Annotated in this window: 12 protein-coding genes; 5 read left to right on the forward strand and 7 right to left on the reverse strand. The window is 50.4% G+C overall.

Annotated elements, in window-relative coordinates; genetic code table 11:
* Positions 1–5 precede the first annotated feature (5 nt).
* Positions 6–230 (forward strand): hypothetical protein, encoded by a 225-nt coding sequence (locus tag CRP01_RS34565; protein ID WP_099154656.1) that lies wholly within the window; start codon positions 6–8, stop codon positions 228–230.
* Between the two features lie 320 nt (positions 231–550).
* Complete coding sequence (locus CRP01_RS34570; protein WP_099154657.1) at positions 551–1,003, forward strand: hypothetical protein; 453 nt, start codon at positions 551–553, stop codon at positions 1,001–1,003.
* Positions 1,004–1,042: 39 nt separating this feature from the next.
* Here CRP01_RS34570 and CRP01_RS34575 read toward each other — a convergent pair whose 3' ends face one another.
* The gene (locus tag CRP01_RS34575) at positions 1,043–1,645 is read right to left on the reverse strand and encodes a TIGR04282 family arsenosugar biosynthesis glycosyltransferase (protein WP_099154658.1); all 603 of its coding nucleotides are present in this window, start codon (positions 1,643–1,645) and stop codon (positions 1,043–1,045) included.
* A gap of 21 nt (positions 1,646–1,666) precedes the next feature.
* Complete coding sequence (locus tag CRP01_RS34580; RefSeq protein ID WP_099154659.1) at positions 1,667–2,806, reverse strand: Pycsar system effector family protein; 1,140 nt, start codon at positions 2,804–2,806, stop codon at positions 1,667–1,669.
* A gap of 193 nt (positions 2,807–2,999) precedes the next feature.
* Here CRP01_RS34580 and CRP01_RS34585 point away from each other — a divergent pair, with 193 nt between their 5' ends.
* A complete protein-coding gene (locus CRP01_RS34585) occupies positions 3,000–3,854 on the forward strand; it encodes a phosphatase PAP2 family protein (RefSeq protein WP_099154660.1) in 855 nt (284 codons plus the stop codon).
* A gap of 65 nt (positions 3,855–3,919) precedes the next feature.
* Here the strand turns inward: CRP01_RS34585 and CRP01_RS34590 are convergent, their stop codons facing one another.
* The 3 genes from CRP01_RS34590 to CRP01_RS34600 all read right to left on the reverse strand — a co-directional run bounded on the left by CRP01_RS34590 (position 3,920) and on the right by CRP01_RS34600 (position 7,035).
* Positions 3,920–4,309: a 2TM domain-containing protein gene (locus tag CRP01_RS34590; protein WP_099154661.1), complete on the reverse strand. Its 390-nt coding sequence runs from the start codon at positions 4,307–4,309 to the stop codon at positions 3,920–3,922.
* A 347-nt stretch (positions 4,310–4,656) separates the two neighbouring features.
* Positions 4,657–5,907, reverse strand: coding sequence for a 3-phosphoshikimate 1-carboxyvinyltransferase (locus CRP01_RS34595; protein WP_099154662.1), 1,251 nt, complete (start codon positions 5,905–5,907; stop codon positions 4,657–4,659).
* A 123-nt stretch (positions 5,908–6,030) separates the two neighbouring features.
* Complete coding sequence (locus CRP01_RS34600; protein WP_099154663.1) at positions 6,031–7,035, reverse strand: PhoH family protein; 1,005 nt, start codon at positions 7,033–7,035, stop codon at positions 6,031–6,033.
* Between the two features lie 579 nt (positions 7,036–7,614).
* Here CRP01_RS34600 and CRP01_RS34610 point away from each other — a divergent pair.
* Positions 7,615–8,394, forward strand: coding sequence for an SAM hydrolase/SAM-dependent halogenase family protein (locus CRP01_RS34610; protein ID WP_099154665.1), 780 nt, complete (start codon positions 7,615–7,617; stop codon positions 8,392–8,394).
* A gap of 19 nt (positions 8,395–8,413) precedes the next feature.
* Here the strand turns inward: CRP01_RS34610 and CRP01_RS34615 are convergent, their stop codons facing one another.
* Positions 8,414–9,595 carry a hypothetical protein gene (locus tag CRP01_RS34615; protein ID WP_099154666.1) on the reverse strand — a complete coding sequence of 394 codons (1,182 nt, stop codon included), beginning with the start codon at positions 9,593–9,595 and terminating at the stop codon, positions 8,414–8,416.
* Between the two features lie 163 nt (positions 9,596–9,758).
* On the opposite strand from CRP01_RS34615, the gene CRP01_RS34620 reads away from it, so the two are divergent.
* Positions 9,759–10,142 carry a GxxExxY protein gene (locus CRP01_RS34620; protein WP_099154667.1) on the forward strand — a complete coding sequence of 128 codons (384 nt, stop codon included), beginning with the start codon at positions 9,759–9,761 and terminating at the stop codon, positions 10,140–10,142.
* A gap of 110 nt (positions 10,143–10,252) precedes the next feature.
* Here CRP01_RS34620 and CRP01_RS34625 read toward each other — a convergent pair whose 3' ends face one another.
* Positions 10,253–11,626 carry a sigma-54-dependent transcriptional regulator gene (locus CRP01_RS34625; RefSeq protein ID WP_099154668.1) on the reverse strand — a complete coding sequence of 458 codons (1,374 nt, stop codon included), beginning with the start codon at positions 11,624–11,626 and terminating at the stop codon, positions 10,253–10,255.
* Positions 11,627–11,753 lie beyond the last annotated feature (127 nt).

An 11,753-nucleotide genomic window follows, 5' to 3' on the forward strand; every position in this document is an offset into this window, starting at 1 on the left:
GAACATTGAAAATTAATAAAGCTTGTCTTCACCGCAAAGGCCGCGAAGCCGCGAAGTTTTACAATGGCTTTTTTCGAGAAAATTTACTGATGCAAATTTTTCGATCTTTTGCGACATTAACGGTTAAGAACGCAAAGTTTAGTGGATTTGCCATCGGCAAATCCACTAAAAAGCTTGGCGTCTTTGCGTCTCGCGGTGAAATTCAGTCATTTCTGGTTTTCGGTTTTTAACTATTAATATTCCTCACCACATAGCCGCTACTACCTCGAAGCCAACTGCCACCTTAACCAACAACGAATAACCCGTTGCTCACCCAGCTTGGTCCGGCAGGCAATTAGATATTAACCCTGAAAGTGGCCGATCAACGCAAAATAACGTGGTCTCCCCATTCTCCTTGGCTCCCCATCACCCCCTCCCCAAGTCACCCAATCTCTCCCTCACAAATCCCCTGGTTTTAAGTTTTTTATAACATCTACACCAAAACCCGCGTTTTATAAATCTATTATCTTTGGTAAAGAATTTTTTAACCGCACTTGCAAGCTAAGCATCCATGAAAAAAAATCTACCACTACTGTTCCTGTTCTCTCTGATCAGCATCTGCACAATCGCTCAAAAATCGTTGGAAGGTTTATGGGTTGGGACCATCACCGATGGGATCGGTTCCACCTCCGGGTATAAATTCGAAATGATCATTGAGATCGAAGATAAAACCATCAAGGGACGTTCTTTTGTCCACATCAGTCCCGACGAGATCATTGAAATGGAACTAAGCGGCCGAATGTACGAAGACCGCTCGATCTACATGCGGGACATTCAGTTTATCCCTACCGCCGGCAAAGAAGTGCCGCCTCCCTTCAACCGCAAATATCAGTTCGCCTACGACCGCAGTATCTGGAAGTCCACCCTGGAAGGCTACTGGCAGGAAGTACGCGGCGATACCTTCAACCCCAAACGCCAGCGGGGTAAGATCATTCTAAAAAAAGTAGGTAATTCCAAGGCCTGATTAACGTAGTGTAAGCTCCCGGGGCCAAAGTAAGAGACCCTATTCCCGGTCGATCAGCGGGCCGTGCTGCTCCCAATCCTCGGCGTAGTCAATATCCGACAGCGCCGGCAGCACGTAATAACTGGCACCCAGGTGCTCCATGCGGGCCGTTGTGTCGGAGAATACCTGATCCGTACTCCAGGTCATATCCAGGAAGAGTTGGGGAGCCAGTTTTTTCATGCCCAGCAGGTAGTAGCCACCGTCCAGCGCCGGACCGATGACAAAGTCATTTTGTTGGAGTTGGGTAAATGCGGTTTGCAGGATATCCGTGCTGAGGCCGGGGCAGTCGCTTCCCACAATTACTGCCGCTTCACAATCGGCCAGGGCCTGATCAAAGGCTTTGAGCATACGGTCGCCCAGATCGCCCGGAGGCTGCAGGTATTTTTTGAAATCCGGTTCCGGCCAGCCATCTTTCCGATCGATAAAATTGCTGTAAAAAAGGTAGCGTTCCACGGGGACGGAAAGGGCGATCCTGCGGGTATGTCCCAACAATTGGTGGTAGATCCCGAGGGCTGCTTCGTCGCCCAGGTCCTTGGCCAGGCGGGTTTTTACCTTTCCCAGTTCCGGGTTGCGGATAAAGATGAGCAGTGCGTCTTGCTTCATGATCGGTTGGCCGGTAGATTTTTAATTATACAACAGGTAGGCAATGGCAAAGATGATCACCGCCGCAATGATCCCCATCATAAATATATTGTAGCAGATCCGCAGCTGGCGATATTTACGGCCCAGGGAGCGTCCCAGAAAATAGAGGTCGCGCATGATGGTGCCTTCCAGCTGCTCGTCATCATCCACTACTTTGGCCATGCCACTCTGGTATTCACGGAGGCTCATCCGAAAGAAATTGCCGAAAAAGAACAAATTGGATTCACCCTGATCAATGGTTTCGGGAGGGGTGTATCCGGACATCTTGATCGGCCGGGTGGCCAGCGTGGCAAAGATCATGCTGGCCAGACAGGTGCACAGCAAGATGATCGCGGGAACCAGCAGATAGGGAAGCTGGGCAATATAGGAAGCGGCCACCGGCATGGCAATGGTGATGATCAGTGCATTGACACTGAGCATGATGTTGGCCTTATTATCGGCGAGGTTACTGAGATCTAGGTGGTTGCGTAGGGAGGTTTTAAACATCATTTGGGCACTTTTACTGCCCTGGATTCCTTTCCTGAGTTTCTCTTTGCTGTCCTTAGCCATCTTTTTTAAGCGTTTTTGGTTAACGGCACATTGCTGTCCATACAGGGTTTGAGCTATAGTAGTTTGATAGTGATGTTTTTTTAAAAACTGGTGATTGAGGCGGTACCAGGCTACGTCCGAGTAGCGTTCATTGAGGACCATTTCCCACTCAGAGCGCAATCGGTCCAGGTATTTGAAATAATCTTCCTGGCCCAGGTTGCTCAGGTCCGCATCCTTCATCAGCTGTTCCAGACGATTGTCCGCCTGGGTGTGCATGGCCGTCACCCGGATACAGGATATCACACTGTTCATTTTTTCATCCGGGTAGGATTTTTCGCTCAGAAATTCCCGGGCCAAACGGGCACTGACTTGTTCGTGGCCATAGTAAACCTCCACAAAACCGGTATCGTGAAACAATGCCGCCAGTAAAAGGATCTCCTTTTCATCGGGCGATAATTCTGCAGCATCGCTGAGTTCCTCCGCTGCCTTTTTAACGCGTAGCGTGTGTTCCAGATCGTGGTAACAATATTGGGCATTGAGATTTTCCAATAATCCGGTTACATAGTGTTCTGCTTCCTGGACAATCCATTCCATACAGGCTCATCATTGAATTACGGCAACTATTTCTCCCCAATTATGTCCTTTTATAGTCGCCTTTTGTTTTACATGCTGGAAAAATAACAGCAAAAAGTACAAGATACAAGTAATCTGATTTTAATCAGTGATAAAACAAATTGAGACGAATTCCGATTTAAGGAATAATTGTAAAAAATAAAAGATTAAAAGAATGTTTAGAGCGTTATGCCTCATTTTCCTGATTGTAGTATCCCAAAACCTTTTCAGTCAGTCCCAATCGATCAAAAAAGACACCACGGAAAAAGAATCGATGTATAAAGTCAATCCCTGGGTAAGCGGGGGCATCGCTCTGGTAGGGTTATATACCAATAGTACCGGCCTGGTCCGCTTACGGGAATCTCCCTTAATTCCGGAGGAACGGTTGAATCGCCTCAATGAAGATGATCTGATCCGCCTGGATCGCGTGGCCCTAAGGCAGGACCCCAGTAAAGAATCTACCGATAAAGCCCAGAATATCTCCGATCTTTTGCTGTATTCGGGCGCACTTTCCCCCATTTTGCTTTTCCTCGACCGGCCGATGCGCCGGGAGTGGCTGGACGTTTCCCTGATGTACCTGGAAAGTCAGGCCGTTACCTCCAATTTCTATTCCTGGGGACCGCTGGGGCCCACTTTTGCCGAACGGCTGCGTCCGGCAGCCTATTATACCGAACTGCCGCTGGAAGAAAGGGAAGCAGGTAACAACCGGAACTCGCTCTACAGCGGTCACGTTGCCAGTACGGCGACCGGCTGGTTCTTCACCGCCAAAGTGATCGATGATTTTCACCCGGAACTGGGAGCCAAAAAGTGGCTGTTCTACGGTCTGGCCACCGTGCCGACCGTAGTGGTGGCGATCAATCGCGTACGTGCGCTACGGCATTTTCCCACGGATACCATAGTTGGGGGCATTGTCGGTGCGGCCGTCGGGATTCTCATTCCCACGATCCACAAAAGGAGCAAGGGCCGACTGAGTGTAGGAGCCATGTATAATGACCAGGCCAAAGGACTGGCACTGGGTTGGAAGTGGTAGCTCTGATGGTGGGTTGAGGTGTGAAGGTCCTGATATCCGGTAGGAATTGATTGGAGCGACGGACGTCACACCAATTCATCATCATTCCAGCTGGGGCGTTTTTTTACGCTTTCCCGGCGCAATTGGGGGAGTTCCAGATGCTCATTCCGGCCGGGGCTTTCCAGGCGATCTACCTTGTGCCGCAGGCGGTCCATTTCCCGGCGGAGTTCCCGTTCTTCCCATTCTCTGGACAAATGACCGCCCGGTAAACCAAATACCGAAAAATAGTGAATGGCGAGGCCGGCCCCCCAGGGGATCATCGGAAAAAAGAACCACCATTCGTAGGAGTTATAGTAGGTAAGCACGTTCATAATAAAGAAAAAGGCACCTACCGCCAGGTAGACGCTAAAATGCCGGTAAAAGCCTTTTTTTTCGCCGACTCTTTTCCGGGCCATCTCGTATATCTTATCTTCCATGCGCTAAAATTACAGCAATGTAAAATAAGATGCCACTCTTTGTTGGCAGGGGAGGAGATAAATAGACCTCGAGCGCGGGTGAGACCCTATTGGATTTGAGAGACTGTTTGAAAACCTCTCACTGGGTTACCCGTACGGGCCGCCACTTTGCACCTATTTTTAACTCCGTAGCTGGGCTATGCAGTGAAAAATAGCTTTCAATTGACGCCAAAATCCGGGTTTTTCTCCGGCAGCAGAAGTTTTCAAACAGTCTCTGAGGTGATTGGAAATCATGGCATTGGGACGTTTAGCGCTTTCCGATCCAAACGTCCCAATATGCTGACCCTCCAATAAGATACTGGTGATCGTTATCTTTTCACCGTAAATCCAAGGAATTCCAGATCCTCGTAGAAGTGCGGATAAGATTTTTCCACCACCATCGGTTCGTTGATGAGGATGGTGCCGTACATCGCCAGTGGGGCAAAAGCCATGGCCATGCGGTGATCCTCGTAGGTGTCGAAAGCCGGCGTATTGGTCAAATCCGCTTTGCCCTCCACCATAAAATATTGCTTTTGCGAATTCGGGGAAAAGCGGGGCGGCAATTTGGAAAAATAGGCCTGTACCTTACCGAGTTCTACCTGCAGGGCCTTGATGCGGTCCGTTTCCTTGATGCTCAGAGTCTCCAGACCGGAGAACAATCCCTGTACGCCCAGGCCGGCGCAGATGACGGCCATCGTCTGGGCGATGTCCGGACAAAGGATAAAATCCCATTCGAACATCTGCGTTGGTTCTTTTCCTGATTTCGTCAGGCGTACCCCGGTCTCATTGAAGGTAGACTGGATCCCAAACTGCTCCATAATGGGCACAAGGGCCGCGTCTCCCTGGGTACTTTCCGGGAAGAGACCGTCCAGTTGCAGATCGAGTTCATCGGCAAAGGCGGCCAGCGCGTAGTGGTAGGAGGCGGCGGACCAGTCGGCTTCTACCGTGAAATCCCGCGCCTGATACTTTTGGGGCGCTACCTTGACCGTATTGCCATCCCACTCGGCCGTTACGCCGAAGTAGCGCATCAGGCCCAGGGTCATTTCAATGTAGGAGCGGGAAACGATATTTCCTTCCAGGGTTAGTTCCAGTCCGTTGGGTAATACCGGTGCGATCATCAGCAATGCGCTGATGTACTGGCTGCTCGTAGCCGCCGAAATACTCAGCTGATTATTGCTGCCCAGCGTCTCCGCTTCCCCGATCTTCAGGGGCGGATAGCCGTCTTTTTCCAGGTATTCGATGTTGGCACCCAGGCTGCGCAGGGCTTCCACCAACACGCCGATCGGACGCTGCTTCATGCGTTCGGTACCGGTGAGGATCTGCGTACCCGGCTGTAGGGACAGGTAGGCGGTGAGAAAACGGAAGGTAGTCCCGGCCGGTCCGGCATCCCGCACTTCATCGGATGAAGCAATGAGTGCCTCCATGAGCTCGGTATCATTGGCGGCAGCCAGGCGGTTAATTTCAAAGGGCTCTTCGCATAAGGCCCGGATCAACAGGGCACGATTACTAATACTTTTGGAACCGGTGAGGGACAAAGTTCCACTGATCTTCCGGTCTGTCTTGTTCAGTTGGTAGGTCATAGGTACTGGCGGGGCAATTCGCCAATTTTCTGGTATGATTTAAAAAACGTATAGATCTACGAAAACACTGGAATTCGTAAATCTATACGCTTTAATAAATCAGTTCGATATTAAAAAAATGGATTACTCTTCTTCGTCGCTCTTCCCTTTCCGGTTCCGGGGACGGCGCTGACGGGCGGATTCATCGGACTTTTCGTAAGCCATGATGATCTCCTTTACCAGGCGGTGACGCACGACGTCTTCCGCACTGAGATAGACCGTTTTGATCCCGTCCAGGGGTTCGAGCAGATCGATCGCCCGGCGCAATCCGGATTTCTGGTGGAATGGAAGGTCCACCTGCGACAGGTCACCGGTAATGATGCACTGTGCATTGGGTCCGAGCCGCGTCAGGAACATTTTCAGCTGCATGGTGGAGCAGTTCTGCGCTTCGTCCAGGATAATGAATGCATTATCCAGCGTACGTCCCCGCATAAAGGCCAGGGGGGCGATCTCGATCACCCGGGTAGCCATGAACTGGTTCAGTTTTTCCGCCGGCAGCATGTCGTCCAGCGCATCGTATAACGGACGCAGATAAGGATCGATCTTTTCCTTCAGGTCACCCGGAAGAAAACCAAGACTCTCACCGGCTTCAACGGCCGGCCGGGCCATAATGATCTTCTTAACCTGGCGATTTTTGAGGGCGCGCACGGCCATAGCCACTGCGGTATAGGTCTTACCGGTACCGGCCGGACCTATCGCGAAGACGATGTCGTTATTCTCCGCGGCATCCACCAGTAGTTTCTGGTTGCGCGTTTTAGCCTTGATCGGTTTGCCGCTACGGCCAAAGACGATGGTCTTATTATTCTCACCGTTGCTCAGGCGGGTATCAAAGGGATTGCTCCCCTTTAAGATATCCTCCACCGTTTGTACCGGCAGTTCATGGTGCTCTTTGAGCATCCGGACCATCAGTTCAAACTTGGCTTTGGCTTTCTGGGTATCTTTTTTCTCCCCACTCAACTTCAGGCTATTGCCCCGGGATGTGATCGTGATATCCGGGAATGCCGTCCTCAACAACTTCAATTTGACATTGTTTTCTCCGTACAGTTGTACGGGATCAACGCCGTCTACATTCAAAATAATTTCGCTCAATATTCCTCCTCGATTTTATTTATACCCAAGATCGGGTAATTTACTGTTAATCAGAATTTAAAAGCACCTTTTCGGTGTGCCCCCGGCGATGAAATTTCGAAGGGTTTCCTTCGAATTCGGACTCGCCTGTCGGGGTGTTTCTACCATGAAAACCCTGCCTTGCAGAGAATAGTTCTGGTTTTAACAACTATTTATTATACGGGCTTAAAGTTAGCCATTTTTAGTAGCTTTTTCACCTTTCGCCGGGTTAAGGAATCGTGATCTTTTGCTCCGTTCCGGCTTTTTTCCGACCTGTAGTCATCCCTTCCCGGAAAATAAAGGTAGGGGATCATCAGGTGGATTCCCAGATTTTCGTTTAATTCGTGGCAAGAAACTGTTTTAAAAACAAATGCTGGTCTACCCATATGGGCCCGTACCGGGCAGCGCGCATTTTCCATCTACCGCAAAATGCGGGCTTTTCGACGGCGGCACCATTTTTAAAACAGTTTCCAAAGACGGTACCGGTGCTGGGGACCCGTACCCGGGAAATTTCCGGATGGCTCAACTCCAGACTGTTACCGAAAACCGAGTACCTACGAAATGCCAATTGTAACCCTCACCAGCGATTTTGGACAGGGGGATTATTATCTCCCACTCATCAAAGGGGCCATTCTCAGTCAGAATGAACAGCTCCGGTTAGTGGATATTACCCATGAGGTCTCCTCCTACGATATTGTCCAGGCGGCTTTTATCTTCAAAAACTCCTGGCGCAGCTTTCCCCCCGGCACCATTCACCTGATCAGCGTCAACGACTACTACCAGGAGAGCTGTTGCTACCTGGCCATCCGGCACGAAGACCATTACTTTATCGGACCGGACAACGGGGTATTCACGCTGATTTTCGATCAGGCTGATATTCAGGGCTACCAATTGGATATTTCGGAAGATACCACCTTCGATCTGCACCAGATCTACGCCCGGGCGATCGGCCACATTGCCAACGGTAAGGAATTTGAAAAGATCGGTAAACCGGTTGACGAAATGGTCCAGCGGATTACCTTCCAGCCGGTGGTGCAGCCTTCCATGATCCGGGGGGCGGTCATCCACATTGACCGTTTTCAGAACGCCATTCTCAATATCAACCGGGAACTCTTCGAAAGGATCGGAGCGGATCGTTCCTTTCAGTTGTACTTCAAACGGCACGATCCGATCGTCAAACTGAGCCGGCACTACCACGACGTCCCCATCGGCGAGGTACTTTGTCTCTTCAATTCTGCAAATTATCTGGAGATCGCCATCAATATGGGCAAGGCCGCCGAACTGCTGAGCCTCAAGGTGGAAGATGCGGTGCAGATCGATTTTAAGACTGTAGAGGGTTGATCGACCACTCTGTCCCAGTTTACTCCACCGAAGAATCGTCAATGAAATCCAGTGGATGTACCTCCAGGCCCGGTTCCAGCATCTTGCGGTAGGCATAATGGACGCGGTCCGGTTTTACACCGAGTTTAAACATGGTATTAACCATGATCTGGTTGTGTCCCCGAATGGTGCAAAGTATGAGATGTTTGTGCTGCCGCAAATTGAAATCGTTGCTGGCATGGGCCAGGTGATCGATGAGCAGCGCAAATACGCCTTTCCCCTGAAAATCCGGGTGAACGCCGAAAATAATGCCCTTCAACGAGCGGGGATGCTGGAATTTCAGATTGTACAGAAAGCGGGGGATCTTCCACCAGGATAATTTTCCTTTTGCGTGCTTGAGGAAGGGATTGATATCCGGATGTAATCCGGCGATGCCCACCGGTTGATCTTCGTGAAAAGCCACACAGCCCATCTCATTGGTGGCGATCGGCCGCAATTGCTTCAGGGCCTCTTTGATCAGCGCCGGTTCCAGCGGTTTGAAATAGGGGAAATGGGTGAAGGCCGCATTGTAGACTTCCGCGAAATGCACGGAGATCTGATCCAGGTTGTTCAGGTCAATAGATTCCACCCGGTAGGGGTAGCGCTCCTTCATTCGCCGGGCCAGGGCTCCGAAGCGATCGACCGGCACCTCATCCAGAGCGCCCTTCATGGTGAGGACCTGTTCGTAGGGCTGGAATCCCCAGTCCTCAAAAAAGGCCCGGTAATAGCGGGGATGGTAATTTTCCATAAAAATGGGCGGGCCAAAATTTTTCACCAGTAAGCCCCAGAACTTATCCCGTTCGCCAAAATTAACGGGGCCGTCAACGCCCTGAATGCCTTTGCTTTTCAGATATTCTTCGGCCTGCCGGAATAGGGCAAAAGCTACTTCCTGATCATCAATCGACTCAAAATAGCCGATCCCACCCATTTGGTGTTCAAGTTCTTCGTTGCGCTTGTGATCGATGAAAGCGGCGATGCGGCCGATGGGTTCATCGCGGTCGTTGAGCAGTACCCACAATTTAGCTTCACCGTGCTGAAAAGTCTTGTTTTTTTCGGGATCGAAGACGGCCTCGATGTCGGATTCCAGCGGGCAGATCCAGTTGTCGTCGTTTTGGTAGACGATATGCGGAACCCGGTGGAAGAGGCGCCAGGTGGCTTTGTCTTTGACTTCTATGAATTGCATAGGAAAGGAGTATTTAGGACACTAATAATTGAAAAAAACAAAGTCTTCACCGCGAAGAGCAAAGGACGCTAAGAACGCAAAGATTTAAAAAAATCTATTTAGGACTATTGACTTTGGGAGGTTATTGTTCTATTTTATGTTTTTTAATTTAACGCGCTCTATAATGAAAGAAACCGAAACCATTGCCAAGCATGTGGTCGATGCGGCATTTCAGGTACACTATTTTCTCGGACCTGGCCTATTAGAATCTACCTACCAAGCCTGTTTTGTAGAAGAACTTCAACGGAAAAGATTCAATGTAGCTACCGAACTGGTAGTGCCCGTAGAATACAAAGGTAAAATACTGCGGGAAAGTCTCCGGCTGGATGTGCTGGTGGAGAATGAGATTATTGTAGAGCTGAAGGCTATGGAATATCTCTTACCCGTACACAAGGCCCAATTGATCACCTATTTGCGATTATCCAATCTACATTTAGGTTTCCTTATCAACTTCAACGTGGCTAAAATAAAAGACGGGATCAGCAGAGTGGTTCACAACTACCGGTAAACTGTACCACTTCGCGATCTTTGCGTCTTTTGCTTTTAGCAGTTAATCTTCGCGACTTAACACCACTTCGCGTTTTAATAGGACACTTATGCCTTCACTTTGCGGTAAACTTAAAGATCATACTTCGCCAACCGCCGATACAAAGCGGCCCGTGTCAGTCCCAGTTCCTCCGCTGCCTTGCTGATGTTGCCGCCGTGTTTGGTGAGGGCCTTACGTACAGCCCAGGCTTCCAGGTCCGCAAGATTGTAGGTATCCGGTTCGGCGCTGCCGTTGCCGTCCGGGCCGCCCCGCAGGATGAAATCCGAAATCTCCAACGATTCCGATTCGGAGAGGATCACCGCGCGCTCTACAGCGTGGCGCAGTTCCCGGATATTGCCCGGCCAGTGGTAGGCCCGGAGCTGCTGCATGGTGTCCCGCTTGACGCTAAGGTCTTTCTTCTGGTATTTCTTGGCGAACATGCTCAGAAAGTGATCGATGAGCAGCGGAATGTCTTCCCGGCGTTCCCGCAGGGGAGGCAATTTGATCTCCACGGTATTGATCCGGTAGAGCAAGTCCTGGCGGAATGAATTCTCGTTCACCATCTCGTAGAGCGGCATGTTGGTGGCGCACACCAGCCGGATATCGACGGGGATGAATTCGTTGGCCCCGATCCGGCGGATCTGCCGGCTTTGCAGGGCCGTCAGCAATTTGGCCTGCAGGGGAAGGGAGAGGTTACCGATCTCGTCGAGGAAAAGCGAGCCACCGGAAGCGATCTCGAACCGTCCCGCCCGGTCCTCCCGGGCATCGGTAAAGGAGCCTTTTTTATGGCCGAACAGTTCACTTTCGAACAGGCTCTCGGGAATGGCCCCCAGGTCCACACTGATAAAAACATTGTCGTTGCGGGGTGACTGGCGATGGATGGCCCGCGCTACCAGTTCCTTACCGGTACCGTTCTCGCCCAGGATCAGCACATTCGCGTCCGTTTTGGCTACCTTTTCGATCAGAGTGAAGACCCGCTGCATGGGTTCGGAATTACCGATAATATCCCCGAACGGCTGATCCAGCGCGCTGCTGAGTACCTGCTGCTGCTGTTCCAGTTTCTTGACTTCCTTACGGGAGGCATTGAGTTTCAGTGCCGAGTGGATGGTGGCCAGAAGGCGTTCGTTTCGCCAGGGTTTTTCTACAAAATCCAGGGCGCCGGTCTTCACGGCGTTTACCGCCGTTTTTACGTCCGCATAGGCCGTGATCATAATGACGCCGGCGTCTTCCTGCAGTTCCAGGATCTTCTCCAGCCACATCATCCCGTCCTTACCGCTGGTCTCTCCTTTTTTGAAGTTCATATCCAGCAGGATCAGGTCATACTCCTCATTGCGAAGAATGCGGGGAAGCTGGAAGGGGTTGGCTTCCGTCTGTACTGTTGTAAAATGCTGGGAGAGGAAAAGTTGCATACTCAGGCGGATATCCTCTTCATCATCGACGATTAGTATTTTGGCATTCTGCTTCATACCCTTAAAGATAGGACAAGGCCCAAAATAGTTGCAAGAATGTGTTCGTTTTCGCACACCAAATGTTCGCAATCGTACAAGATTTTTTTATTTTTTTTGCTTGCTTTATAGTTAATTAACTGGTATT

It is taken from the genome of Flavilitoribacter nigricans DSM 23189 = NBRC 102662, assembly GCF_002646595.1.
GTDB classification, from domain to species: Bacteria; Bacteroidota; Bacteroidia; order Chitinophagales; family Saprospiraceae; genus Flavilitoribacter; species Flavilitoribacter nigricans.